This window comes from Actinocrinis sp. (assembly GCF_035946395.1).
GTDB lineage: Bacteria > Actinomycetota > Actinomycetes > Streptomycetales > Catenulisporaceae > Actinocrinis.
Genome location: NZ_DASYZI010000174.1, coordinates 1 through 25,908, shown reverse-complemented (window position 1 = coordinate 25,908; position 25,908 = coordinate 1). Strand labels below are relative to the sequence as shown.

Annotated in this window: 19 protein-coding genes; 10 read left to right on the top strand and 9 right to left on the bottom strand. The window is 72.0% G+C overall.

The annotated features are described in order from the left end of the window. Position 1 precedes the first annotated feature (1 nt). The 7 genes from VGS97_RS11115 (at position 2) to VGS97_RS11085 (ending at position 12,328) form a co-directional block, all read left to right on the top strand. Entirely contained in the window at positions 2 to 580 is a 579-nt protein-coding gene (locus VGS97_RS11115; RefSeq protein ID WP_326853271.1) for an FcoT family thioesterase, read from the top strand. Next, positions 577 to 993 carry an acyl carrier protein gene (locus tag VGS97_RS11110; RefSeq protein ID WP_326853270.1) on the top strand — a complete coding sequence of 139 codons (417 nt, stop codon included), beginning with the start codon at positions 577 to 579 and terminating at the stop codon, positions 991 to 993. Before VGS97_RS11115 ends, VGS97_RS11110 begins: the two co-directional genes overlap by 4 nt. 75 nt (positions 994 to 1,068) lie before the next feature. Further along, entirely contained in the window at positions 1,069 to 7,587 is a 6,519-nt protein-coding gene (locus VGS97_RS11105) for a type I polyketide synthase (RefSeq protein WP_326853269.1), read from the top strand. Between the two features lie 10 nt (positions 7,588 to 7,597). Beyond that, positions 7,598 to 9,406 carry a polyketide synthase gene (locus tag VGS97_RS11100; protein WP_326853268.1) on the top strand — a complete coding sequence of 603 codons (1,809 nt, stop codon included), beginning with the start codon at positions 7,598 to 7,600 and terminating at the stop codon, positions 9,404 to 9,406. A 23-nt stretch (positions 9,407 to 9,429) separates the two neighbouring features. Continuing rightward, positions 9,430 to 11,001, top strand: coding sequence for a long-chain-fatty-acid--CoA ligase (locus VGS97_RS11095; RefSeq protein ID WP_326853267.1), 1,572 nt, complete (start codon positions 9,430 to 9,432; stop codon positions 10,999 to 11,001). Between the two features lie 44 nt (positions 11,002 to 11,045). After that, entirely contained in the window at positions 11,046 to 12,074 is a 1,029-nt protein-coding gene (locus VGS97_RS11090; protein WP_326853265.1) for a beta-ketoacyl-ACP synthase III, read from the top strand. Further along, entirely contained in the window at positions 12,074 to 12,328 is a 255-nt protein-coding gene (locus VGS97_RS11085; RefSeq protein ID WP_326853264.1) for an acyl carrier protein, read from the top strand. The genes VGS97_RS11090 and VGS97_RS11085 overlap by 1 nt, the downstream gene beginning before the upstream one ends. Positions 12,329 to 12,333: 5 nt before the next feature. On the opposite strand, the gene VGS97_RS11080 is transcribed toward VGS97_RS11085, so the two are convergent. Both VGS97_RS11080 and VGS97_RS11075 read right to left on the bottom strand, forming a co-directional pair. Beyond that, positions 12,334 to 12,978 (bottom strand): TetR/AcrR family transcriptional regulator, encoded by a 645-nt coding sequence (locus VGS97_RS11080; RefSeq protein ID WP_326853263.1) that lies wholly within the window; start codon positions 12,976 to 12,978, stop codon positions 12,334 to 12,336. Between the two features lie 120 nt (positions 12,979 to 13,098). Further along, positions 13,099 to 14,850, bottom strand: a complete 1,752-nt coding sequence (locus VGS97_RS11075; RefSeq protein WP_326853262.1) for an AfsR/SARP family transcriptional regulator — start codon at positions 14,848 to 14,850, stop codon at positions 13,099 to 13,101. A 425-nt stretch (positions 14,851 to 15,275) separates the two neighbouring features. On the opposite strand from VGS97_RS11075, the gene VGS97_RS11070 reads away from it, so the two are divergent. After that, on the top strand, positions 15,276 to 15,842 hold the full coding sequence (locus VGS97_RS11070) for a Chromate resistance protein ChrB (RefSeq protein ID WP_326853261.1): 567 nt from the start codon (positions 15,276 to 15,278) through the stop codon (positions 15,840 to 15,842). A 110-nt stretch (positions 15,843 to 15,952) separates the two neighbouring features. Here the strand turns inward: VGS97_RS11070 and VGS97_RS11065 are convergent, their stop codons facing one another. Together VGS97_RS11065 and VGS97_RS11060 are read right to left on the bottom strand one after the other, a co-directional pair. After that, on the bottom strand, positions 15,953 to 16,153 hold the full coding sequence (locus tag VGS97_RS11065; protein WP_326853260.1) for a hypothetical protein: 201 nt from the start codon (positions 16,151 to 16,153) through the stop codon (positions 15,953 to 15,955). Then, positions 16,150 to 16,935, bottom strand: coding sequence for a hypothetical protein (locus VGS97_RS11060; RefSeq protein WP_326853259.1), 786 nt, complete (start codon positions 16,933 to 16,935; stop codon positions 16,150 to 16,152). Before VGS97_RS11060 ends, VGS97_RS11065 begins: the two co-directional genes overlap by 4 nt. A gap of 189 nt (positions 16,936 to 17,124) precedes the next feature. On the opposite strand from VGS97_RS11060, the gene VGS97_RS11055 reads away from it, so the two are divergent. After that, complete coding sequence (locus VGS97_RS11055) at positions 17,125 to 17,247, top strand: hypothetical protein (protein WP_326853258.1); 123 nt, start codon at positions 17,125 to 17,127, stop codon at positions 17,245 to 17,247. Positions 17,248 to 17,270: 23 nt separating this feature from the next. Here VGS97_RS11055 and VGS97_RS11050 read toward each other — a convergent pair whose 3' ends face one another. Together VGS97_RS11050 and VGS97_RS11045 are read right to left on the bottom strand one after the other, a co-directional pair. Beyond that, positions 17,271 to 17,555: a hypothetical protein gene (locus VGS97_RS11050; protein WP_326853257.1), complete on the bottom strand. Its 285-nt coding sequence runs from the start codon at positions 17,553 to 17,555 to the stop codon at positions 17,271 to 17,273. 7 nt (positions 17,556 to 17,562) lie between these two features. Continuing rightward, positions 17,563 to 18,042: a TIGR00725 family protein gene (locus tag VGS97_RS11045; RefSeq protein WP_326853256.1), complete on the bottom strand. Its 480-nt coding sequence runs from the start codon at positions 18,040 to 18,042 to the stop codon at positions 17,563 to 17,565. Between the two features lie 80 nt (positions 18,043 to 18,122). Between VGS97_RS11045 and VGS97_RS11040 the strand changes: the two genes are divergently transcribed. Beyond that, positions 18,123 to 18,773 (top strand): hypothetical protein, encoded by a 651-nt coding sequence (locus VGS97_RS11040; RefSeq protein ID WP_326853255.1) that lies wholly within the window; start codon positions 18,123 to 18,125, stop codon positions 18,771 to 18,773. A 23-nt stretch (positions 18,774 to 18,796) separates the two neighbouring features. Here the strand turns inward: VGS97_RS11040 and VGS97_RS11035 are convergent, their stop codons facing one another. From VGS97_RS11035 to VGS97_RS11025, 3 genes are all read right to left on the bottom strand, one after another. Continuing rightward, a complete protein-coding gene (locus VGS97_RS11035) occupies positions 18,797 to 20,806 on the bottom strand; it encodes a hypothetical protein (RefSeq protein WP_326853254.1) in 2,010 nt (669 codons plus the stop codon). Positions 20,807 to 20,991: 185 nt separating this feature from the next. After that, positions 20,992 to 24,393 carry an error-prone DNA polymerase gene (locus VGS97_RS11030; RefSeq protein WP_349262088.1) on the bottom strand — a complete coding sequence of 1,134 codons (3,402 nt, stop codon included), beginning with the start codon at positions 24,391 to 24,393 and terminating at the stop codon, positions 20,992 to 20,994. Beyond that, positions 24,393 to 25,908 (bottom strand): DNA polymerase Y family protein (locus VGS97_RS11025; protein WP_326853252.1); only part of this gene is annotated, 1,516 nt, incomplete at its 5' end. The genes VGS97_RS11025 and VGS97_RS11030, both read right to left, overlap by 1 nt.

The window sequence follows — 25,908 nt, the reverse complement described above, 5'->3', positions numbered from 1 at the left end:
CGTGGACACCGCAACCGGCACGGGCGCTGCGGCGATCGCGCCCGCGCAGTACGCGAACGACGAGGATCTGCTCGCCGAGGTGCTGAGGGTCTATCGGGCGGACTGCCGGTACCTCAAGTCGGCGGTGATCACGGACACGGAGTCCGGACTGGTCACCGGCACGTGCGAGTTCTCCATCCCGGCGCCCTTCTACATCGAGGACACCGGGCATTTCAACGCCGTTGAATTCAACCTCTGCTACAACCAGATGATGTACTACGCCGTCGCGAAGAGCGTCAAAGAGGGGCTGATGAAGCCCTTCGGCGACTGGACTCCCGACGAGTACCGGGAGCGGCAGCTGGCCGACTTCCTCATCGTGGACTTCAAGAGCAGCTTCCGGCAGGGTGTGCGCTCGCACCACTTCTACGGCGAGATCGCGTTCGCCCGCCTGCACACCACGGTCGGCGGCCGCAACTGGCGGCCGATGATCATCGCGGACACCACCTGCCGCTACTGGGACGACTTCGGGGGGCACTGCGCCGGCGAGGTCAGACTCGCGGTCACCAACCCTCCCGCCCGCACTGCGGGAGGGGACCGGTGACCGAGCAGCCGCAGAGCCCGTGGGTCGAGCGGCTGGCCGCCGCGCCCTACTCCGAGCGCGGCCGGATGCTCGACGACCTGGTCGTCGAGCGCTTCCGCAGCACGCTGCTGTTCGGCCGGGACGAAGAGGTCCCGCGCGACACGAGCTACTTCGAGCTCGGGCTCACCTCGCTCGGCGCGGTCGAGATCGAGCAGTACCTGCGGGTGACCACCGGCCGGCCGATCAACACCGCGACGGTGCTGAACAACCCGACCATCAACCACCTGGTCGCCTATCTGCGCACGGAGCTGCTGCGCGAGTTCTTCCCCGTAGCGCGCTCCGGCGAGGACGGGCGGCGCGAGACCGCGGCGGCGCAGAACGCCACCCGCCGCGCGCTGCTGGACGACCTGCTCGGCGAGCTCTACCAAGCCTGATCCACGGCGGCCGCGGCGGCACCTGCCGCGGCCGCCTCGACGACCGGACGCCCGCACCGAACACGGGAGTGACCCTTGACGACGGTTGCCGACCCGGCGACGCCGAACACCGAGCCGACCACTGAGCCGAGTGAAGAGCGGCGGGTGCTGCTTCGGCGGCTGATGCTGGAGAAGTACGAGCCGCTCGCCATCGTGGGAGTCGGCCTGCGCCTGCCCGGGGACGCCGGGGACAACACCGGCGCCGAGCAGTTCGCCCGGTTCCTGCGCGAGGCGCGCTCCGGCACCCGTCCGATCCCGGCCGACCGCTGGGACGTCGAGGAGCTCTACAGCCCGCAGCCGGAGAAGGGCAAGGTGGTCACCTCCGGCGGCGGCTACCTGGAGCACGTGGACCGGTTCGACCCCAAGTTCTTCAACATCTCGCCGAAGGAAGCCGCGTACCTCGACCCGCAGCAGCGGCTGGTGCTCGAAGTGGCCTGGCAGGCCCTTGAGTCGGCGAACCTGGACCCGGCCGCGCTGCGCGGCGGCAGCGGCGGGGTCTACATCGGGGTCAGCTCGGTCGACTACACCATCGAGATGGACGCGCTGGAGCGCTCCGACCTCGACGCGCACGTGGGCACCGGCACCGCGCACAGCGCAGTCTCCGGCCGCCTGTCCTACTTCCTCGGCTGGCGCGGGCCGTGCATGAGCGTGGACACGGCCTGCTCCTCCTCCCTGGTCGCGCTGCACCTGGCGGCCCAGGGACTGCGCCGCGGGGAGTGCGACATCGCGCTGGTCGGCGGGGTCAACGCGATCCACCATCCGCGAAACCACATCGTCTTCTCCCAGGCGACCATGCTCGCCCCGGACGGCCGCTGCAAGACCTTCGACGAGCACGCGGACGGCTACAGCCGCAGCGAGGGCTGCTCCGTGGTCGTGGTCAAGCGGCTCTCCGACGCGCTGCGCGACGGCGACCGGATCAGGGCACTGGTGCGCGGCTCCTCGGTGCGCCAGGACGGCGAGAGCGGCGGGCTGACCGTGCCCAACGGCGTCGCGCAGGCCGCGGTCATGCGCGAGGCGCTGGCCAGCGCGCTGCTGGAACCGCGCGAGGTGCAGTACGTCGAGGCGCACGGCACCGGCACGTCGCTGGGCGACCCGATCGAGATGGGCGCGATCGACAGCGTGTTCGGCGAGCACCCGGTGGTGGTCGGCTCGGTCAAGACGAACATCGGGCACATGGAGGCGGCCGCCGGCGCCGGCGGCGTGCTCAAGGCGCTGCTCCAGCTGGAGGGCGCCGAGTTCTTCCCGCACATCAACATGACCGAGCCGTCCAAGCGCATCCCGTGGGACAGCTACCGGGTCACCGTGCCCACGTCGCCGGCGCCGTGGCCGGCCGGCGACGGGCCGCGCCGCGCCATCGTCAACTCCTTCGGCTTCGCCGGCACCATCGCCACGGTCGTCCTGGAGGAGCCCCCGCCCTCCGCGCGCCGGGCCGCCGAGCCGGCCCCGGCCACGTCCGGGCACGTCTTCACCCTGTCCGCGAAGAACCGTCCTTCGCTGCGCCTTCAGGCCGAGCGCTACCGCGCGTTCCTCGCCGAGCGCCCCGGGACGGACATCGCCGACCTCTGTTACACCTCGAACGTTGGCCGCGCGCACATGAACGCGCGGCTGGCCGGAGTCGTCGACTCGGTGGCCGAGGTCGACAAGCTGCTCGCCGAACTGCTGGAACGGTCCGCGGACGGCGCGGCGGTCGACGAGGTGCGCGGCGGCAACATCGCCTTCCTGTTCACCGGCCAGGGATCGCAGTACCCGGGCATGGGCGCCGCGCTCTACCGCCGCTACCCGGTGTTCCGCAGGCATGTCGACGAGTGCGACGCGCTGTTCGCCCCCGCGCTCGGCCGCTCCATCAGGGAGCTGATGTTCACGCCGGCCGCCGACGGCGCCGAGCGGGAGATCGACCAGACCGGCTACACCCAGCCCGCCCTGTTCACGCTCGAATACTCGCTGGCCCGGCTGTGGATGTCCTGGGGCGTGCGGCCGACCGTGCTGCTCGGCCACAGCATCGGCGAGATCGCCGCGGCGACGATCGCCGGGCTGTTCACCCTGCCCGACGCGGTGACGCTGGTCGCGGCCCGGGCCCGGCTGATGCAGTCGGTCACCGCCCCCGGCGGCATGGTCGCGATCCGGGCCGGCGTCGCGGAGGTGGCCCCGCTGCTCGCGCAGCACCCCGACCTCGGCGTCGCGGGCGTCAACAGCCCGGAGCAGACCGTGGTCTCCGGCGGCCGCGACGCGCTGGCCGCCTTCGCCGAGCGGCTCAAGGAGCGCGGCCTGTCCGCGAAGCCGCTGGCAGTCTCGCACGCCTTCCACTCGCCGCTGATGGCAGAGGTCTACGACGAGTTCCGCGAGGCGATCAAGGACCTGCGCTTCCACGAGCCCGAACTGGCCTTCATCTCCAATGTCACCGGCGAGCCGGCCAAGTACGCCGAGGTCGGCACCCCGGATTATTGGGTGCGCCACATCGGTTCCCCGGTGGACTTCGCCGGCGGGATCGAGTCGGTCAGGGCCCGCGGGCGGCACGTGTTCGTCGAGGTCGGCCCGTCCGGCGCGCTGATCGGCATGGGCCGGCAGTGCGGCGGGGCCGCCGACCACCTGTGGGTGCCCAGCCTCCAGCCGGCCGACCCGGACGGCGAGAGCGTGCGCAACGCGCTGGTGCGCTGCTACGAGGCCGGGCTGGCCATCGACTGGCCCGCTTACCACGAGGGCGCCGGCCGCCGGAAGATCGGGCTGCCGCCCTACGCCTTCGACCACGCCCGCTACTGGATCCCGGTCGCCGGTCGGCACGGCGCCGCCCGGGTGCCCGAGGGCGACGGGCGCCATCCGCTGCTCGGCGCCGAGATCAGCACGCCGCAGCAGCGCGCCGCGGGCGTCCGCGAGTTCCGCGCCGAGATCGACCCGGGGCACCCGGCCCGGCTCGGCGACCACGTGGTGCTGGGCCAGGTCGTCTTCCCGGGCGCTGGCTACGTCGAGATCCTGTTCGCGCTTCAGGACGCGGTGTACGGCGAGACCGCCCGGCTGGTGCGTGACGTGGCCATCCGCGAGGCGCTGTTCCTCAGCGAGCAGCAGCCGACCGAGTTGCGCACCCGGCTGACCGAGCGGCCGGACGGGACGGCGGGCGTGGAGATCCTCAGCCGGATCTCCGGCCAGGGCGAGGCGATCGAGCGGCTGCACACCACCGCCGTGCTCGGCGCCGAGCCGACCGATCCGCGGGCCGCGCTGGCGCAGACCGCGGCCGGGCTGCGCGAGCTGCTGGCCGCGTCCGGGGGGCCGAGCGCGGTGCACGCCGCCGACGACCTCTACGCCGACTTCGCCGAGGCCGGCTTGAGCTACGGCCCCGAATTCCGGCTGCTGCTTCAGGCAGCCCGCCACCCGGGTGCGTTCGCGGTCGGCGAGCTGCGCGGTCTGGACACCCCGCCCAACAGCCAGCTGCCGGCCTCCGTGCTGGACTGCGCGATGCAGACGCTGGTCGCCGCCACCGATGCCGAGGGCACCTTCCTGCCGGTCGGCTTCGAGGCCATCGAGCTGAGCAAGAAGCCCAAGGCCGGCCTGCGGGTCCTGCTGCACCTGGCCGAACCGGACCGACAAGCGGGCTGGGACCTGACCGCCGACCTAGCCGCCTTCGAAGGCGACCGGCCGGTCTTCACCGTGCGGGGCCTGCGGCTGAAGAGGGTGGCCGCCCCCGCAGCCGGCGCCCGGCGCATCTTCCACGAACCGCGTTGGGAGAAGCGCTCGCTGCCCGCCCGCCCGGCCGCCGCGTCCGAGCAGGTACGCGAAGTGGTCGTGGTGAACGACAACGGCGCGCAGGCTTTCGCGCCGCTCGCCGACTCGCTTGCGGAGCACGGTGTGCGTCTGCTGTTCGCCGCCGACGCCCCCGAGGCCGCGCGCTTGCTCGGCGAGTCCTCAGCACGCGCGGACCTGTGGTGGTTCTGGCGGCCCGAGCCCGGTCCAGCCGGTGATCCGGCCGGGGCCGAGCGGCTGGCCGCCGAGTCCGAGCACAACTACCGCGACCTGCTCGCCCTGAACTCGGCGCTGGAACGGCTCGACCCGCCGCGCCGGATGCGGGTGCTGCTGGTGACCCGCGGCGCCCAGTGGCTGCCGGGTGACGGGGCCGGGCCGGACGTCGACGGCCTGGCAGCCGCGTCGCTGTGGGGCTTCGGGCACGCGCTGCTCAACGAGTACCCGGTGCACCGCATCAGTCTGCTGGACCTGGCTCCGGACGCCCAGCCTTCCGACACGACGGACTACCGGCCGCTGCTGGAGGAGTGGCTGGCCGGCGACGCGGCTGGCGGCGAGTCGCAGGTCGCCTATCGGCGCGACGGCCGGCACGTCAAGCGGCTGTACCCGGTCGGCGCGGAGCCGGTGCCCGACGAGAACTTCGAGTTGTCCATCACCGAGTACGGCCAGTTCTCCGGGATCAAGCAGACGCCCGTCGCGGACGAGGAGCCGCTCGGCGACCAGATCCAGGTGCGGGTGCGCGCGGCGGGCCTGAACTTCAAGGACGTGCTCAACGCCCTCGGCATGCTGAAGCAGTACGCGCAGGACACCGGCACCGAGTACCACGAGCTGCCGCTCGGCTTCGAGGCCTCCGGCACCGTCCTGGCCGCCGGGCCCGAGGCGCCGTTCACGCCCGGCGACGACGTGATCCTCAGTCACCTCGGCTGCATGAAGAAGCGGGTCACCGTCACCTCCGCGGTCGCCGTGCGCAAGCCGGCCAACCTCGGTTTCGTCGAGGCCGCCGGGCTGCCGACCGCGTACGTCACCGCGTACCACGCGCTGCACAACCTCGCCGGGATGAAGGCCGGGGACAGGGTGCTGATCCACGCGGCGGCGGGCGGCGTCGGCCAGGCCGCCGTGCAGCTGGCCAGGCTCGCCGGCGCCGAGGTCTACGCGACCGCCAGCCCGCGCAAATGGCCGCTGCTGCGCGCCCAGGGCGTCGAGCACCTGATGAACTCGCGCACCCTCGACTTCGCCGACCAGGTGCTGGAGGCCACCGGCGGGCGCGGCGTGGACATCGTGCTCAACAGCCTGAACAAGGACTTCATCCCGGCGGGCCTGCGCGCCCTGGGCGACGGCGGCCGCTTCGTCGAGCTGGGCAAGATCGGCATCTGGTCGCCCGAGCGGATGCGCGAGGAGCGCCCGGATGTGGACTACCACAACTTCGACCTGAGCGAACTGCCGCAGGACGAGCTCAACGGCCTGAACCAGCGCACCCTACAGACGGTCGCCGAGCTGATCGCCGAGGACAGGCTCGGCGCGCTGCCGACCGCCGCCTACTCGCTCGGCGAGGTTGAGGAGGCCTTCGCGGTGCTCAGCCGCGGAGCCAACACCGGCAAGCTGGTGCTCGACTTCGACGATCCGCGCGAGCTGCCGAACCGCCCGCTCGAACTGAGCCGGGACGAGACCTACCTGATCACCGGGGGCCTCGGCGCCCTCGGCCGGGTCGTGGCGCGCAAGCTGGTCAAGGAGGGCGCGCGCGCCGTGGAGCTGGTCGGCCGCAGCGCGGTGCCGCAGGCCGAGCGCGATGCGTTCGCCGCCGAGCTCGGCCCGGACGTCGAGCTGACGGTCCACCAGGGCGACGTGTCCGACCCCGCCGACGTCGAGCGCGTCATGGCCCTGATCAAGAACGGCCCGCGGCCGCTCGGCGGGATCGTGCACGCCGCGGGCGTGCTGGCCGACGCCCCGGTGGCGAACCAGACCTGGGAGAGCATCGAGGCGGTCTTCCGCCCCAAGGTCTACGGCGGCTGGCTGCTGCACCGGGCCGCGGCCGAGGTCGAGACGCTGCGCTTCTTCGTCGGCTACTCCTCGGTCGCCTCGGTGTTCGGCTCCGCCGGGCAGAGCAACTACGCGGCGGCCAATGCCTTCCTGGACGAGCTGATGCACCGGCGTGCCGCACGCGGCCTGCCCGCGCTCAGCGTCAACTGGGGCCCGTGGGCCGAGGTCGGCATGGCGGCAGGGCTCGACGACCGGCAGCGGCGCTCCATCGAGGAGCGCGGCGTCAAGTTCATCGGCCCCACCGAGGGCGTGCGCGCGCTGTTCCGGGCGCTGACCCGGCCGCGGGCGCAGGTCGTGGCCGGTGAGGTCGACTGGGAGAAGTACTCCGTGGGCCGCCCTGTGGAAGACGCGCTGTACGAGCACGTCATGCCCAAGGGCGGCGCCGGACCGGTGCTGACCGTCGACCTCGACGAGCTGCGGGCCAGGCCGCGCGGCGACCGCGAGGCAGCGGTGCGCGCCATCCTGCGCGAGCGGATCGCCGCGGTGCTGCACTACTCGGCCGACGAGATCGAGGCCGACGCCCGGTTCGTCGAACTCGGACTCGACTCGCTGGCCGCGGTGGAGCTGAAGAACGGGCTGGAGGCCGCGCTCGGCCTGCCGCTGCCGACCTCGGCGCTGTTCGACCACCCGACCATCCGGACCCTGGCCGAGTTCATCGGCGAGCGGGTGGCGGGCGGGACGCAGCAGGGCGCCGCCGAGCAATCTCAGGACACCGCCGCCGAGGTGCACGACCTGAGCGACGACGAAGCCGACGCGGAACTCGCGCAGCTGCGCGAGCTCGGCCTGTAGGGACGCCGCAGTGTCCGACTACATCGACATGCTCCAGTCGCTCTCGCACAAGCAGCTCATGGTGATGCTGGCGAGGCAGCGGCAGGAGGAGACCCAGGGGATCGCGATGGTCGGCGTCGGCTGCCGCTTCCCCGGCGGGCTCGACGACCCGGCGGCCTACTGGCGGGCGCTGCGCGACGGACGCGCGGTCCCGCAGGAGTCCGACGCGCTGCCCGCCGACAGCCTCGGCCGGCCCCGCTGGAACGTCGCGGCCGAAGACCTCGCGCCGCTGGCCGGGCTGCTGAGCTCCGGAGCGTACCTGGACGCGGTCGACCTCTTCGACGCCGACTACTTCGGCATGTCCGAGCAGGAGGCGACCTACCTCGACCCGCAGCAGCGGCTGCTGCTGGAAGTCACCGTGCAGGCGCTCGCCGACGCGAACCTGACCCGCGCTCAGCTGACCGACGGGCGCAAGGTCGGCGTCTACGTGGGCGTCAGCACCGTCGAGTACAACTTCGCCGCGCTGCGCAACGGTCTGCGGCCGCAGGACCTGTCCCCGTACATGGGCACCGGCACCGCGCTGAGCGCCACTGCCGGGCGCATCGCTCTGGCCCTCGGCAGCAGCGGTCCGACGATGACCATCGACACCGCCTGCTCCTCGGCGATCACCGCGCTGCACCTGGCCGCCGCCGCGCTGCGCCGCAGAGAGTGCGACGTGGCCGTCATCGGGGCCTGCCACCTGCTGCTCTCGCCGTTCACCAGCGACGTGTTCGCCAAGGCCGGCATGCTCTCCGCCGCCGGGCGCAGCCGGCCGTTCGCCGACGACGCCGACGGCCACGTGCGCGCCGAGGGCTGCGGCATCCTCGTGCTCGAACGGAAGCGGGACGCCGACGAGGCGGGCCGCCCGTACTACGCGGTACTGCGCGGCAGCGCGGTGCACCAGCACGGCGACCGCCCCGAGATGTCGGCCGCCTCAGCCGCCGGACAGCGCACGGTGATCGAGCTCGCCCTGTCCGCCGCCGGGGTCGAGCCGGCGGACGTGCGATACGTCGAGGCCCAGGCCAACGGCTCGCGGATCGGCGGTGTCATCGAGGCCGAGACGCTCGGCGAGGTCTATCGGGCCGCAACGGACGCGCCGCCGCTGTACGTGGGCTCGCACAAGGCGAACCTCGGCTACCTGGAGACCGCCTCCGGCGCGGCCGGGCTGATCAAGACCGTGCTGGCGCTGGCCAATGCCGAGATTCCGCCGCATGTGGGCGCGGACCGGCCCGACCCGGGCATCGCCTGGGACCGGCTTGGGCTGAAGCTGCCCGACAAGCCGCTGCCCTGGCCTGGCGACGGCCGGCGGATCGCCGCGGTCAGCGCCTTCGGCTTCACCGGCACCAACGCGCACGCACTGCTGGAGGCCGCGCCCGGCCCGGCTGCGGTACCGCCCACGAGCGTGGCCGCGCTGCTGGCCGTGTCAGCGCACAGCGACGCCGCGCTCGCCGCGACGGCCGCCCGGCTGCGTGACGATCTCAGCGCCCGGACCGACTGGGACCACGCCTCGGTCTGCCGCACGCTGATCGACGGCCGCGACCATCGTCCGCACCGGCATGCCGCGGTGGTCCGCGACCGAGCGGGCCTGCTCGCCTGGCTGGACTTCTGGGCGGGCGACGCGCCCGAGCCGCCGGTCGCGCAGGACGGCGACCTGCGACTTGAGGCGGAGCTTTACCTCGGTGGCGGGCAACCCGGCCCGGCAGCGCTGTGGCCGGACGGGACGCGTCCGCCGCTGATCCGGCTGCCCGGCCCGGTGCTGCTCGGACGCCGCTACTGGAGCGATGGGAATACCTGGTCATGACGGTCCGTGAAGGGAGCGCGCACATGTTGTATTACCCGCAGCTGCAAAGGGTCGCCGACACAGTGGCCTTCCACGCCGAGCGGCAGCCGGACACGGTCGCCGTGACGTGCGAGGGCCGCGAGGTCACCTACGCCGAGTTGCACCGGGAGAGCAACCGCACCGCGCGGGCCATCCTGGCCGCGGGGCTGCGCCGCGGCGCGCGGATCGGCTTCCTGGGCAAGGAGTCCGAGCACTACTACGAGCTCCTGTTCGCCTGCGCCAAGAGCGAGACCGTGCTGGTTCCGGTCAACTGGCGGCTGACCGCCCCCGAGGTCGACCACATCCTGCGCGACTCGGGCGCCGAGCTGCTGTTCGTCGAGCACGAATACCTGTCCGCGCTCGGCGACCGGACCGGCCTGCCCAGGCTGCGCGCCGTGGTCGAGGCCGACGCGCCCGGCTCGCCGGACACGGGCCTGCGCGCCTTCAAGGCCGGGCACGGTGACGAGGACCTCGAACCGGCGACCACGCCGGACGACCCGATCGTGCAGCTGTACACCAGCGGCACCACCGGCCTGCCCAAGGGCGTGGTGCTCGCGCAGCGCAGCTTCTTCAAGATCCGCGACGGTCTGGCGGGCGAGGGCCTCGACTGGATCGACTGGAAGCCGGGCGACCGCAGCCTGATCGGCATCCCGGGCTTCCACGTGGGCGGGATCTGGTGGGCCATGCAGGGCTTCAACGCCGGGATCACCAACGTCTCCATGCGCGCCTTCGTGAGCCAGGACGCCGTGCGGCTGATCCGGGACGAGGCGGTGACCACCGCCTGCGTGGTGCCCGCGATGCTCCAGATGATGCTCTCCGAGCCCGGCGTCGGCCCCGACGACTTCAAGACCCTGCGCAAGGCCGTCTACGGCGGGTCGCCGATTTCCGAGCGCCTGCTCCAGCAGTGCATCGACGTCCTCGACGCCGACCTGGCCCAGATCTACGGACTGACCGAGACCGGCAACACGGCGGTCTGCCTGCCGCCGTACGCGCATGTGACCGGCAGCCCGCGGCTGAGGGCGGCCGGCCGGCCGTATCCCGGCGTGCGGGTCAAGGTGATCGACGGCGACGGCGCCGAGCTGCCGCCCGGCGAGGTTGGCGAGATCTGCCTGCACACCCCTGCGGTGATGCTCGAATACTGGGGCCTGGAGCAGGAGACGCTGAAGACCCTCGTCGACGGCTGGCTGCACACCGGCGACGCCGGATACGTCGACGAGGACGGATTCATCTTCATCAGCGACCGTATCAAGGACTGCATCATCGTGGCCGGCGAGAACGTCTACCCGGCCGAGATCGAGAACGCGCTGTGCAAGCACCCCGCGGTCGCGGAGGCCGCAGTGATCGGGGTGCCGCACGAGCAGTGGGGCGAGGCGATCCACGCCTTCGTCGCGCTGCGCTCCGGGCAGCAGGCCACCGCGCGCGAGCTGATGATGTCGCTCAAGGGCGTCATCGCCGACTTCAAGATCCCGACCCAGTACGACTTCATCGACGCCGTCCCGCGCAATCCCAGCGGCAAGATCCTGCGCCGCACCCTGCGCGACCGGTTCTGGGCGGCCATGGACCGCAACGTCAACTGAGCCCGGCCGGACCCCGAATCCCGACCTCGTAGCAGGAGTGCCCGATGAGCACCGTTGACAGCGCCGCCGCGGCGGTCGTGTGCGGGCTCGGCGCGTACGTGCCCGAGCGAGTGGTCACCAACGCCGAGCTCGCCGGTGAGCTGAACGTCACCGAGGAATGGATCCACCGGCGCACCGGGATCCATCGCAGGCATGTGAGCGCCCTCGGGCAGACCACCTCCGATCTGGCGGTCGAGGCCGGTGCCAGGGCGCTGTCGTCGGCCGGGACCGGCCTGGCGGACGCGCTGCTGCTGGCCACCTCGACCCCGGACTACCAGATCCCCGCCTCGGCGCCGGCCGTGGCGGCCCGGCTGGGCCTGTCCGGAGTGGCGGCCTTCGACATCAACGCCGTGTGCAGCGGCTTCGTCTACGCGCTGGCCGTCGGCGCCGGGATGATCGCCGGCGGGCTGGCCGAGCGGATCCTGGTGATCGGCGCCGACCAGTTCTCCGGCCTGCTGCGCCCCGACGACGAGGTGATCAGGCCGCTGTTCGGCGACGGGGCGGGGGCCGTGGTGCTGCGCTCCGGCCGCGCGGACGAGCAGGGCGCGTTGACCGCCTTCGACCTCGGCAGCGAGGGCGAGCTCGACGAACTGCTCTACCTTCCCGGCGGCGGTGCGCGGCAGCGCGCGAGCGGGACCGGGCCGCAGCGGCAGGCCGAGGGCTACTACCTGGAGATGGACGGGCGAGCCGTGTTCGTCAACGCGGTGCGCCGGATGGCCGAGTCCTCACGACGGGTGCTTGAGCGGGTCGGGCGCACGTCCTGCGACGTGGATCGGGTGGTCGGCCACCAGGCGAACGTCAGGGTGCTGCGGGCGGTGGCCGACCAGCTCGACCTCCCGGAGGAGCGGCTGGTGCTGAACCTGGACGTGGTGGGCAACACGTCCGCGGCGTCGATCCCGCTGGCGCTGGCCCACGCCAACGCCGACGGGCGGCTCGAACCCGGCCGGTTCGTCCTGCTGACCGCCTTCGGCGCCGGGCTCACCTGGGGCTCAGCCGTGTTGGAATGGCCCTCGATCAAGGAAGTGGGAGCCTGATGGACAGCCCGATGGGCAACGTGGAGCAGCGGGTGGTGCGGGTGGTGGCCGACTGGTGCGGCCCGCAGGACACGGACGTCACCGCGCAGAGCCGGCTGGCCGACCTCGGCCTCGATTCGCTCACCCTGCTGGAGGTCAGCCTCGGGTTGCAGAAGGAGTTCGGCGTCGCGGTCGACGACGAGCAGATGGCCGAGGCCGTGACCGTCGCCGAACTGGTCGGTCTGGTGAAGGAGCGGCTCCCGGCCGACGAGTAGGCGCTCTACACGGCGTCAAGCTCGGCCGGGTCGGCTGCGACCGAGCGCAGTCGCGTCCTGATCGCTTCGGCGGCCATCCGGTACGGGTCCGCGTCGCCGCGCAGCAGCGACTCGGAGTTCGACAGCTCCAGGAACGCGATCAGCTCGAAGGCCAGCTGCGCCGGATCGGTCTGCGGCCGCAACTGCCCGCGCTTGGCCGCGGACTCGATGACGCGGCGCACGAACTCGAACCACTCGGACCGGGCCTGCGCCACCGCGTCGCGCACCGGCCCGGGCTGGGCGTCGTACTCGGCCGTCACCGAGAGGAAGAAGCAGCCGCCGGGGAACACCCGCCCTCGCGAGTATTCAAGCCAGGACTCACAGGTGCGCCACACCCGCTTGAGCCCGGGGGGCGCGGCCAGCGCGGGGTTCACCACGTGCCCGACGAACACCTCGGCCGCGGCGCGCACCGCCGCGAGCTGCAACTCCTCCTTCGAGCCGAAGACCGCGAACACGCCGCTCTTGCTGAGCTTGAGCTCCTCGGCCAGCCGCCCGAGGGTCGGGCTCTTGAGCCCTTCCACCGAGGCGATGTCCATTGCGCGACGCAGCACCAGCCGACGAGTGCGGTTCCCGCGTTCGACGCGCCCGTCGGTGCGTGTTCCGACCGCCACGCTCACCGCCTCCTCGCCTGCGAGGGTCGTTAGCTCAGGTAAGCATACGAATGAATCGACCGGTCGGTCACATACCACACATCGCCGTCATCCACACATCGCAGTCACCCATGCCGGAGATCAAGCCCGGCGCGGCCAGCCGATCGAGTTCCGCGGCGGCCTCGGGGGCGTGCCGGGCGTCCAGCGCCGCCACCGCGAAGAGGTCGGCGGCATGCTCGGACGTGCCGTCCAGGACGATCCGCTCGGGCAGTTCGAACGCACCGCGCACCGCCCGAACCCCTCCTCGTCCACGGCGGTCGTGCTCAGCCGGTCGTCGGCGCTCAGCGCGTCCACCGCGGCGCTCAGCGCGATACGCGGCTGACCGGCCAGGTTCGCCGCCGCGATGCGCAGCGCGAGGGGCAGATCGCCGCACAGCCTACAGAGCTGCTCGACAGCGTCCGGCTCGGCGTCCAGGCGCTCGGCGCCGAGCAGGCCGCGCAACAGTTCGAGCGACTCCTGGCGTTCCAGCACGCCGATTCCGAGGCGGTGCGCGCCGTGCTCGTGCACCAGCCTGCTGAGCCGTCGGCGGCTGGTCACCACGACGACGCAGTCGCCGTTGCCGGGCAGCAGCGGACCGATCTGCCGTGTCGAGGCCGCGTTGTCCAGCAGTATCAGCATCCGCCGGCCGGCAAGCAGCGACCGGTACAGCGCCGCCCGCTCGTCCATGTCCGGCGGGATGCTGTCCGGGGCGACGCCGAGGGACCGCAGGAACCGGCCGAGGACGGCGCCGGGACCGAGCGGGACCTGGTCGGGGTTTCGGCCGCACAGGTCGAGGTACAGCTGCCCGCCCGGGAAACGGTCGGCCACCCGATACGCCCATTGCACCGCCAGCGCGGTCTTGCCGACGCCGGCCATCCCGTCCAGCGCGATCACGACCGCCGGGTTGCACGCCCCGCCGCCCGGTGAGGCGTGCTCGGCCAGGTACGCGTCCAGCTGTCGCAGCGTACGTGCTCGGCCGGTGAAGCCGGGCACGCTGCGCGGCAGCTGCGCGGGTCGTGGCACTGCCGTCCCGGCCGACGCCACAGCCGACTCGGCACGCTCCGGCACCGCGAGGGCCGGGTCACCGGTCAGGATGCGCTCGTTGAGAGTGCGCAGCTCCACCCCCGGCTCGATGCCCAGCTGGGTGACGAGCAGCTGGCGCACCTCGCGGAACCGGGCCAGCGCTTCGGCGATCCGGCCGCTTCGGTAGAGCGCCAGGATCAGATTGACCCAGAGCTGCTCGCGCATCGGATGCTCGCAGACCAGCCGGGAGTGGTCCGCGATGATCTTGTCGTGCCAGCCCAGTTCGAGCAGCGCGGCCCCGCGGTACTCGATCGCGGTGAGCCGCAGCTCGGCCAGCCGCGCCCGCTCGATCTCCGCGAACGGGCCGGGCACGCCGGCCAGCGGGGCGCCGGGCCCGTGCCAGAGTTTCAGCGCCTGGCCCAGAACCGCCGCCGTGGCCGCGTGATCCCCGGCTGCACGTGACTCGTACGCACGCCGCAACCGGTCGTCGAACACCAGCGCGTCCACCGAGTCCGGCTCGACCTTGAGGCTGTAGCCGCCGACGCAGGTCGTGAGCACGGTGGCGCTGGCCCGCCGGACGAGCTCAGGTTCGAAGAGGCGGCGCAGCTGGGAGATGTACTTGTACACATCGCTGGCGGCGCTGCTGTGCGAGTTCTCGCCCCACACGGCGTCGATCAGCTCGTCCCTGGAGACGACCTGGCCCGACCGCAGGGCCAGCACGGCGAGGACCGCCCGCTGCTTGGGCCATCCGATGTCCAGCTCCTCGGTCCCGCGCAGGACGGTCAGCGGGCCGAGCAGCTCGACGCGAACCTCTGATGCGCGGCCCGACACTTGACGCCTCCCGGGGGTGCAGGTGAACCGTAGTTCCGCTCCCCCTCACCTCGTCGTGGTGGGTCGGCCTCGGCCATGTGATCCGCGGATGTCGATGCTGTGACAGTACCATGCGACATTTGCCAGTGAGTGCGATTGTGAATTAGGCATCGTTGATACTGCCCATAAGGGCATTACGATCTTATGCCCGCTCGGATCACCGCTAGAGTCAGGATCCGCACCGGAGTGAGCCGGTCCGTGATGCATCGGAACGACTCGGAGGTTTCCATGCGCATCTTCACCACGACATGTGTCTTCACCACGCCACATCGCCGGTCACGGCGCACGCTGGTGTCGGCCAGATCGTCATCGGCCGTGCCGTCCTCGGCTTGACGGTGATCATCGGCGCCTGAAGCGGCAGGCTGTTCCTGAGGCAGACTGGACATGTGCTCAACGACGTAGCGGACGCCTCGGGCGAGCCTATGGGCGGCTGGCTGCTGCTGATCTACCGGATCCCGTCCGAGCCGACTCGGCTGCGGGCGGCGGTGTGGCGGCGGCTCAAGGGACTCGGCGCCGTCTACTTGCAGAACTCGGCCGCAGCGTTGCCCGCCGGCGCCGCGGCCGAGAATGCGCTGCGCAAGCTGTGCCGGGAGATCATCGAGATGGGCGGCACCGCGGTGCTGATGTCCTGCGGCGTGCTGGTCAGCGAGGCCGCGGTGCTCGCCGCGTTCCACGCCGCGAGGGACGACGAGTACGAGGAGATCATCGACAAGTGCCAGGACTTCCTCGGGCAGCTCGACAAGGAGTACAAGGCCGAGCACTTCACCTACGCCGAGCTTGAGGAGAACGAGGAAGATCTGGTCAAGCTGCGCAACTGGCTCGCGAAGGTGACCGACCGCGACGTGTTCGGCGCGCCGAAGCGGGCCGCGACGCTTGAAGCAGTGGCGACCTGTGAGCACGCGCTGGAGGAGTACGCCGCCCGCGTCTACGCCGAGGAGGCCGAAGGAGACTAGCGCGGCGCGCCGGAAGCCCGGCGCATGAGAAATCTGTCATCCGCGTCCGGCGGGCTGTGTTTGACCAACCGTGTTTGACCAACTGTGTTTGATCAACCGCGTGGGGCCGGTCAGCGGCGGCGGGCCTGCCACAGGCTCCAGGGCAGCACGACCGCGACCGCCGCCGGCAGGATCCACCAGGCCGGGATCGAGGTCTTGCTCACCGCGAACGTCACGGCGAGCGCGGTGGCCACGACCGCGGCGACCCGCCAGTCGTCGCCGATCACGAAGTCGTACCAGAAGGCGCCGAAGGCGCGCAGGCGGTCGATCACGGCTGCTCCAGTTGCAGGGCCGGGACGGAGGCGGCGGCCGAGCCGCGCGGCGGGGCGGTGCGGCGCAGCAGGGCGACGAGGCCGAGGGCGAACAGCGCGACGAGCGGGACGATCGCCAGCAGCGCGGCGTCATCCCCCGGCCAGTGGGCGTCGGCGCCCTCGGCGCCCCAGAAGATCCCGAAGCCGGTGAGCATGACGCCGACCACGAACTTCAGCGTGTTCTCCGGAACCCGGGCCAGCGGCGCCCTGACCGCGAAGCCGACCGCCGCCACCAGCAGGACGGCGCATCCGGCGGCGAGCGCGGCGAGCGGCACGTCGTGCTGGTTGCTGCCGAAGGTGATCGCGATGAACGCGACTTCGAGCCCTTCGAGCACGACGCCCTTGAAGGAGAGCGTGTAGGCGTACCAGTCGTCCACGGCGAACCGGCGCTCGGCATGCGCGGTGCGCGCCGCGGCCAGCTCTCGCTGGAAGATCGCGTCCTCGTCGTGCAGGTCCTTGTGCCCGCTGTACCGCAGCACCGCCTTGCGCAGCCACTGGAGCCCGAACACCAGCAGCAGGCCGCCGACGACCAGCCGCAGCGCACCGAGCGGGATGGCGGTCAGCGCCGGGCCGAGCGCCGCGACGACCGCGGCCAGGACGACCAGCCCGCTGCCCACGCCGAGGCCCGCCGAACGCCAGTCGCGCGCGGTCCCCGCGGCCAGCACGATCGTGACCGCCTCCACCGCCTCGACCGCGCAGGCCAGGAACACCGCGACGAACAGCGCGGCGCTTGTTCCGGTCATGCACCCACCTCCCGGCGGCTAGTCCAGTCTCCCACTGCTCTTCTACTGTCCTGTCGATAATTGTAACAGTCGTTAGATCGGCCTTGTAAATGCCATGACCTGAATAGTCGGAGCGCACTGTGCCGGACACGCGGTGTCAGAACCGCGTGATGTAGTGGTCTGGACGGACAACCGCACCGTGGAGCGGCGATGACGACCAAGACGACGGCGACCAAGAGGGACGCCGGTGACGCGATCCGCATCGTTCCCGCGAACGAAGCGTCCTGGGACGATCTGCGCGCCGTGTTCGGTGAGCGCAGGGAGCCGGCCTGATGCCAGTGCCAGTGCCAGTGGTTTCAGACCGCGGCGGCCGAGTGCCGCGCGCTTCCGGTCGAGGAGCGCGCCTGGCGGCCGCGACGGTCGGCTTCGCCCGGGAACGCGGCGCCCGTGCGCTTGAGGGTTACCCGATGATCATCAAGCCGGGGCAGGAAATCGTCTGGGGCGAACTGTACGTCGGCAGCCGCGGCATCTTCGCCGCCGCCGGGTTCCACGAGGCCGGCAGGCCCACTGCCCTGCGCGTCGTAATGGGCGTCGTGATGGGCGTCGTGATGCGCGTCGACTTCCGGCGCGGCGCCGGGCAACTGAGTATCAGAGGCCTGACAGTGCCGCGTCCACTGCGCCGGCCGGGGTGTCGGCGGCCAGGATCGCGTCGGGAGCCTGCGGGATCGTCCAGCCGTCGAGCCAGACGACGCGTGCCGGGCGCCCGGCACGCTCGCGGTGCCGGACCGCGTGGGCGACCTCGGAGAGCGTCCCCCACGAGCCGCCGACCGCGATGAGCGCTTCGCAGGACAACGCGATGACGGTGTTGCGCGCCTGGCCGAGACCGGTCGGCACGACGATGTCGAGATGCGGGTTGGCCGGGCCGGGATCGTCGCCGGAGAGGATGCCGACGACGGTGCCACCCGCCGCGTGAGCCCCCCGTGCGGCGGCCTGCATCACGCCGCCGTAACCGCCGCAGACGACGACGGCCCCACGCTCGGCGAGCAGCCGACCGACCTCTTCGGCAGCGGCGAGCGTCGGTGCGTCGGCGGCGGACGGCCCGCAGACGGCGACCTGGACGCGGCTCACCCGGCGATCATACGGGCCAAGGCTTTTGCCTGACCGGAGCTGCGGCCAATCGCGTCAACCGCTTCAATGATGGTGTGCGGTTGGATGAGATTCCCATGCCGGCGCCGGTCGCCGAGCGTCCGCGAGACGCGCGCGGATATCCGGTCCTGGCGATCACGCCGTGGTCTGACGGCAAGCCGGATTTCGCGGTGACGAGCACCGCGCGGATCCTGGTGTGCGCCGTCGAGCGGCGCTGCTCGATCTGCGGCACGCCGCTGCGCAAGGGCCCGGTCTGGCGCGTCGTCGCCGCCGAGGAGGCCGCCGCGATCTCTGTTCATGACAACGCTGCTTATACGAATTATGCGAATACCGCGCAAACCGTGGAGCCGCCGGGTCACCACGCGTGCATGTTGTACGCGGCGATCGTCTGTCCGTATCTGGCGCGGCCTACGGCGCGGCGCGGAAACGACGCCTTGGTGCCCGAGGCCGAGTTCCGTCGTGGCGAGGTGCACGGGTCGCTGGACGGCATGACCGGCGCGGTGGTCGCCTTCGACACGTACGAGTTCGAGGCGGGGGAGACGGTTCGGTTCCGGTTCAGCGGCCTGCGCGAATTTCTGCCTTACACGCTCGGCGACGAGCACCTGGTGGCGCTGCGCGACGCGATCGCCGCACAGCCCACCGCCGAGCCGTGCCCACCCTGGCTCCTGGACGACGAGTCCAGCGCCGAGCGGCGTGCGGCCGGTTACGCCTGACCGCACGCCTCCCGGCTCCTGCGCTACAGGGGCAGCAGCCGACCGGGATTCAGTACGTTGTTGGACCCCGCCGGCGCGCTGAGCGCACCGACCGCCTGGTTCACGATCGCATCGGGGACCGATGACGTGTCGCCGTACACGACGACGGTGGACACCGAGGCGGCCGACTGGCCGAGCCAGCCGGTCGCGTCCGCGCTCAGCTGCGCCTGCGGATCGACGACGAGCAGCGGCATGCCCGGACCGTTGGACGCGGCCAGCAGCGCGTCCTGCCACGAGCCCGTCGCGGTGAGCGCCACCTCGGTCGGGCCGTCCGAGTACTGCTTCGCGACCAGCAGGGCGTTGAGATCCGCGCCGGAGCCGCCGACGGCGGTCACCGGCAGGTTCGCCGGCTTGCCCGGCCAGGAGGAGGCGAGCGCCGCCTGAGCCTGGCCTCCCACAGCGACGAGAGAGGGCGGATATTGTCCGGTGAACTTGAGCCGGTTGATGATCGGCTGGTCGGCCGCGGGCATGGTCGCGTTGTCCGTGAGCAGGATCGAGCCGCCCTTGCGAAGGGCTTCGAGCGACAGGATCGCGGGCGTGTCCGTCGCGGACACAACGTACACCGCTCCGCCGTAGTTCACGCTCACTTCCGGACCGTTGAGCGCTGCCGCTTCGGCGATCGAGTTGCTGTCGGCGACCCGCTTCGTCTTGTAACCGAGCCCGTTGAGCTGGGTCTCGATGCCCGCGGAGACGGCGTTGGTGTCGCCGATGATGTCGATCATGCCCTGATCCAGGTTCTGCACCTGCTGCGGCCCGAGCAGCCGTGCGATCTCGGCGACGGTGTCCTGGCTCAGGCTGTCCGGCTGGGTGAAGAGTACCGGGCCCCAAGCGATGCCGAGCCTCGCGGCGGTCAGCGCCGCCGGGTCCGACGTGCTGACGAGGGTGACGCCGGACGCGTAGTTGTGCCCGTCCGGAACGGGCGGAATGCCCCTGGCAGGCACCGTCGTGTAGTACGCCTTGCTCTGCGCGATGGAGTCGGCGATCGGGTCGCCGGTGAATCGCAGCACGCTGGTCGGCGTCATCGGCTCGTAGCTGGGCACTCCGGGCGACGGCGCTTCGACCTTGGGCGCGGCGCCGCCGCCTCCGGCCGTCACGGACTCGATGTTCGAAGTCGTGCTGAACGCGATCCGGGTGCCGTCGGGCGACCAGACCGGGTGCGTCAGGCCGGTCACGCCGGTGGTGATCCTGACGGCGACGCTGGTGGAGCCGATCGGCAGTGCCTCGGCGTAGAGCTGGCCGTCACCGCCGACGAAGGCGATCCGCGAACCGTCCGGCGCGATCACGGGCGCGGCGCCGTCGCGGGCCTTGCGGCCCATCGGCCCGCGCTGGTTGCGGTCCAGGATCCAGATCTCCGGTCCGCTCGCCCCCGCGTGCTGGTAGGCCAGGATGCTGAACGGGCCGTCGAAACTGGCGCGCGACGGGTCGTAGACCGCGTCGGCGGCCGTGTCGCCGGTGCCGTCGCCGATGCTGTCGAGCAGCGCCTCGCCGGGCGTCCCGTTCGCCGCGATGTCCTGCCCGTTCGCGGAGACCGACATCAGCCGCCACACGCCGTCGGTCCCGCGCTCGGAGAAGACGATCTCGCCGCCGCCGTCCTCGAACGCCGGCTGCGCCCGCTTCGCCCCGGGCTTCGTCTGCGTCAGGACCAGCACGCCGCTGCCGTCGGGGCGGGCGGTGGCGATGTTGCCGTCGCCGTCGAGGTAGACCAGCCGGGTGCCGTCCGGCGACCAGGCGGCGTCGGTGACCGTCGACGGGAACGTCACGGACACCCCGCCGATCAGGACCTTGTTCGTGCCGTCGCTGATCGTCGGCACACTGGCGGTGTACACCGGCGCGGGACGCGTCGGTGACGCCGACGCGCCGCCACCGGCTCCGGCCTGCGACGCCGAGCCGCCGGCGTGCGGCGTCGAGTGACCGCCCCCGCAGGCGGCGGTGGTGATGATCGAGCTCGCGATGACTGCGAGCACTGAGATGCGGTGCCGTGTCGGCATCGGCATGCCTTCCCCCGGGTGGATCACATCGGATGTCGAGCGAACATTTGCCCCTTTGACGTTTGATTCCCGCCCCCGGTTGTCCCTGACACCGGCTGTGTATGAAGCGTTACATGCGTTACCGAACTGCGAAGTGACCACCCCGTCAGCCGGCGCTGAGCGGCGTGCCGGACCATGGTCGGCGCACGGATTCAGCGGAAGTCGCGGCCGCGCAGATGTTCGGGCTGAGCGGCGACGCGCAGGGGTGCGAGGCGCCCGGCGACGATGTTGATCGCGCCGCCCCGGCGCCCGGCCCGCCCGGAATCAGCCCGGTCCGAATCAGCACTGTCTGAACCAGCACTGTCTGAACCAGCACTGTCCGAATCAGTGTGATCCGAGCGTTCGAGGCTGCCGGTGATGCGCAGTGCTCCGTGCGCCAGCCCGATCCGCTGGTATTTCTGCCAGACCTCCGGCGAGCAGACGACGTTCACCAGGCCGGTCTCGTCCTCAAGCGAGAGGAAGCAGACGCCTCCGGCCGTCGGGGGCCGTTGCCGGTGGGTGACGATCCCGGCGACGTGCACCAGTCTGCGGTCTGGGACGTCCGCGAGGTCCGCGATGCGGGTGTGGCCGGTGGCGTCGAGGTGGGCGCGCACGTGGGCGATGGGGTGCGAGTCCGGGGACGTGCCGGTGGCCCAGAGGTCCGCGAAGGTCTGCTCGACCGGGCTCATCGCGGGCAGGGCGGGGGTGCGGTCGGCGCCTGAGGTACCGGGCAGGTGGGCGTCAGTGGTGCCGGCCAGCGCGCCGGCCTGCCAGAGGGCTTCGCGGCGGGCCGGGCCGAAGCAGTCGAACGCGCCCGCCGTGGCCAGGGCCTCCAGGGCGGCGCGGGGCAGGCCGGTGCGCCGTACGAAATCCTCCAGGTCGTCGTAGGGGCCGTTCTCGTCGCGTTCGGCGGTGATGCGCTCGGCGGCTTTCGCGCCGAGGTCGCGTACGGAAGCGAAGCCGAGACGCAGGGCGGGCTGTGGGTGGGGCGAGGAATGCGGGTGCGTGCGGACGTAGGGGCCGGATACGGGTTCGAGGATCGCCTTGTCGCGTGAGGCGTTGGCGTCGACGCCGCGCACGGTCACGTCGTGCCGCCGGGCGTCGTTGATCAGGGACGCGGGGCTGTAGAAACCCATCGGCTGGTTGTTGAGCAGCGCGGCGGTGAACGCGGCCGGGTAGTAGAGCTTCAGGTACGAGCTCGCGTACACCAGGTACGCGAACGAGATCGAATGGCTCTCCGGGAAGCCGTAGGAGCTGAAGGCCTCAAGCTTCTGGTAGATGCTCTCGGCCAGGTCGCCGGTGATCTCGTTGTTGGCCATCCCCGACATCAGGCGCCGGCGCAGGGCGAGCATCTTCTCGGTGGAGCGCTTGGCGCTCATCGCGCGGCGCAACTCGTCGGCCTCGGTGGCGGAGAAGTTCGCCGCGTCGATCGCCATCTGCATCACCTGCTCCTGGAACAGCGGCACGCCCAGGGTGCGGGACAGGGACTTCTCCAGCAGTTCGTGCGGCGCCTCGGGTTTCTCGTCCCCGTGGCGGCGGCGCAGGTAGGGGTGCACCGCCCCGCCCTGGATGGGGCCGGGGCGGATGAGAGCGACCTCGACGACCAGGTCGTAGAACTCGCGTGGCCTGAGCCGGGGCAGGGTGGCCATCTGCGCCCGGGACTCGACCTGGAAGACGCCCACGGAGTCGGCGTCGCAGAGCATGTTGTAGACCGCGTCCCGCTCCGCGGGGATCGTGCCGAGGGTCAGGTTCTCGCCGTGGTGGTCGCGCACGAGGTCGAAGCAGTCGTGCAGCGCGCCGAGCATGCCCAGGCCCAGCAGGTCGAACTTGACCAGTCCGGCGTCGGCGCAGTCGTCCTTGTCCCACTGCACCACGGAGCGGTTCTCCATCCGCGCCCACTCGGTGGGTACGACCTCTGCGACCGGACGGTCGCACAGCACCATGCCGCCGGAGTGGATGCCCAGGTGCCGGGGCAGGCCGTGCAGCGTCGTCGCCAGTTCCAGCACGTCGGCGGGGACGTCGGTGGCCTGGAGGTCCATCGCGCCGGCGTAGGGGCCGAGTCGCTTGGCCCAGGCGTCCTGTGCGCCGGGGGAGTAGCCGAGCGCGCGGGCGGCGTCGCGGACCGCCATGCGTGCCCGGTAGGTGATCACGTTGGCGACCTGCGCGGCGCGCTCGCGGCCGTACTTGCGGTAGACGTGCTGGATGACCTTCTCGCGTTTGCCGGACTCGATGTCCAGGTCGATGTCCGGGTAGCCGTCGCGCACCGGGGAGAGGAAGCGCTCGAAGACCAGGTTGTACTGGATCGGGTCCGCGTTGGTGATGTGCAGGGCGTAGCAGACGGCCGAGTTGGCCGCCGAACCGCGGCCCTGCGCCAGGATGTCGTTGTCGCGGCAGAACTTCGCGATCTCGTGGACGATCAGGAAGTATCCCTCAAGCTTCTGCTTCGAGATCACGCCGAGCTCGTAGTTCAGCTGCCGGTAGGCCTCGGGGTGCTCGCGGCGGGCGCCGTAGCGTTTCCGCGCCCCCCGCTGTACCAGGTGCTCCAGGTAGGAGAATTTGTCCTCGAAGCCCGGGGGTACCTCGCAGTCCGGCAGGCTCGGGGTCACCGCGGCGAAGTCGAACGCGCACTGCTTCGCCAGCGCGACGGTCCGTCCGAGGACGCCGGGGAAGCGGGCGAAGCGCTCGGCCATCTCCTCGCCCGAGCGCAGGTGCGCGGTCGGCCCGGCGGGCAGCCAGCCGTCGATCTCCTCCAGGGACCTGCGGGCGCGCAGCGCAGCCAGGGTGCTGGCGGTGGGGAAGGCGGCCGGGGTGGCGTAGTGCACGTTGTTCGTCACGATCGTCAGGGCATTGTGACGCGCGGCGAGGCCCGCGAGGGCGTCGTTGCGCGCGTCGTCCCCCGGCAGGTCGTGGTCGATCAGCTCCACGAAGACGTTGTCCGCCCCGAAGAGCGAGCGCAGGCGGTCCAACTCGCGGGACGCCGCCGACTCGCCGCCCCGGACCAGCGCGGCGGGAACCAGGCCCTTGCGACAGCCGGTGAGCACCGCCCACCGCCCGGCCGCGCGCGCCGCCAACTCTTCGAGGTCGTATACGGCCCGGCCCTTGCCGGCCCCGGCCAGGTGCGCGTCCCCGATCGCCTTCGACAGCGACCGGTAGCCGTCCACGTCCCGGGCCAGCAGCAGCAGGTGCGCGCCGAGCGGGTCCTCGATCCCGGTGCGCTCGACCGTGTCCGCCGCCAGCGACAGTTCCGCCCCGAACACCGTCCGCACCCCGCTGCCCTTCGCGGCCTGCGCCAAGCGCACCACGCCGTAGAGCCCGTCGTGGTCGGTGAGGGCGAGGGCTTCCAGGCCGAGCCGCGCGGCCTCGGCCACCAGATCCTCCGGGTCGGACGCGCCGTCCAGGAACGAGAAGCCGCTGTGCGCGTGCAACTCGGCGTAAGGCACTGTGGCCTCGGCCCGGCGTATCGGTTCAGGCGCCTCGGCGGGTTTCGGGGGCTTGGCGGTCAGCTCCCCGTGCTTGGCCCACGACAGGGCCTTGTCAAGCTCCCGCCATGGCATCACCGGATTGTTGAAACCCATTACTGATACACCCCCTCCACCCGCCACGACCCGCCCTCGACCACCAGCAGCCACGCCCGGCCGTCCGGGGTTTCGCACTGCACCCGCGCCCGCCGCCGCGCCCTGCCCGGATCCCAGCGCCGTTCGTCATATGGCCACGGCCCCGCCCACCTGGTCACGGGCAACGACTCGCCCGCCACGACCAACACCGCCGGAGCCCCCGTCACCCGCGCCCGGCCGGTGACTGTCACCGGATCGCCCGCGGCATCGCGCAACTCGGCCGCCATGGCCCCAGCCGAATCAGACACAGCCGGACCCGGCAGATGCGGCGGCGCCGGGGGAGGCACCGCGCCCGGCCACGGCGCTTCCGTCCGGTCGGCGATGTCGGGCTGCGGCAGGTCGCCCCACGCGACCGGGACGATCCGCGCTCCCGGATCCCGGCCGCCGGTCTCGAACAGGCGCAGCACGCCGCCGTGCCCGAGCAGCGCCTGCGCGTGCTCGGCCGCGCGGCCGACCCGGTCCGGGACCTCCTCGCGGCCCCACAGCGCCTGCTGCGCTCCCGTGTCCAGCATCAGCTGATCGGGGGTCAGCCGCAGCAGTACCACCGGGTCGGCCTGCTCGGCGGCGGCCTCCCGGGCCCGCCAGCTGTCCAGCTGCCAGCGCACCCGCTCGGCGACCGCCAGCGCCGAGAGCGCCCCGCCGAGCGCGTTGCCGTGCCGCCACATCCGCACGCACTCCCGGCCGCCCGCGGTGGCGATCCCGATCTCCACTCGCACGCAGGACAGGCCCGCCGACCCGAGCAGCGCGTGCAGCCGATCCGCCAGCATCTTGGCGACGAACACCACCGGCTCGTCCGCTTCGGCCGGCGGGTCGAACTCGTGCACCACGCCGCACTCCTCGGCCGGGCGGCGCGGCGCCGGCGGCCGGGGGTCGAGCCCCCGGGCCAGCCGGTGCGCCGCGATCCCGTCCGCGCCGAACCTGGCCCCGACGTCACCGGCCGGCAGCGCCGCCAGCGCGCCGAGGCTGCGCACCCCCAGCCGATCCAGCGTGCCCGCCAGGTCCGGCCGGTCCAGCACCGCCAGCGGGAACGGGGCCAGGAACGCCGCGCTGCCCCCGGGCTCGACGACCAGCGGTTCGTCGCCCGGCCGCCGCGCGGCCAGGCTCGCCGCGAACATCCCGTCCGCGATCCCGGTCCCGCAGCCGATCGGGCTGCCCGAACGCGTCGTCAGTTCCGCGACCTCGTCCCGGAACAGCATCGCGAGCCTGTGTTCCCCGCCGTGGTAACGCGCCGGGCCTCGTGCGCCCAGGGCGATCAATCCGGGCCGCACCACCTCTACTGCCGCGGCGAGCCCCTCGGCCACGGCGACCACCGGTTCGAACGTGCGCGCCTCAGCCTGCTCGTCGCGGGGGTGCACCGTGAGGCTCGGGCACAGCCGCTGCGCATCGCGCACCCGCTGCCCGCGCCGCACCCCCGCCTGTCGTGCGGCGGGAGAGCACGCGACGACGGTCCGGCGCGCGCCCACCCCGTCGAGGATC

Excerpts from the sequence above, each read along its gene's own strand:
- VGS97_RS11095 (WP_326853267.1), top strand. The coding sequence starts at position 9,430 with ATGTTGTATTACCCGCAGCTGCAAAGGGTCGCCGACACAGTGGCCTTC.
- VGS97_RS11090 (WP_326853265.1), top strand. The coding sequence starts at position 11,046 with ATGAGCACCGTTGACAGCGCCGCCGCGGCGGTCGTGTGCGGGCTCGGC.
- VGS97_RS11085 (WP_326853264.1), top strand. The coding sequence starts at position 12,074 with ATGGACAGCCCGATGGGCAACGTGGAGCAGCGGGTGGTGCGGGTGGTG.
- VGS97_RS11060 (WP_326853259.1), bottom strand. The coding sequence starts at position 16,935 with ATGACCGGAACAAGCGCCGCGCTGTTCGTCGCGGTGTTCCTGGCCTGC.
- VGS97_RS11055 (WP_326853258.1), top strand. The coding sequence starts at position 17,125 with ATGACGACCAAGACGACGGCGACCAAGAGGGACGCCGGTGACGCGATC.
- VGS97_RS11035 (WP_326853254.1), bottom strand. The coding sequence starts at position 20,806 with ATGCCGATGCCGACACGGCACCGCATCTCAGTGCTCGCAGTCATCGCG.
- VGS97_RS11030 (WP_349262088.1), bottom strand. The coding sequence starts at position 24,393 with ATGGGTTTCAACAATCCGGTGATGCCATGGCGGGAGCTTGACAAGGCC.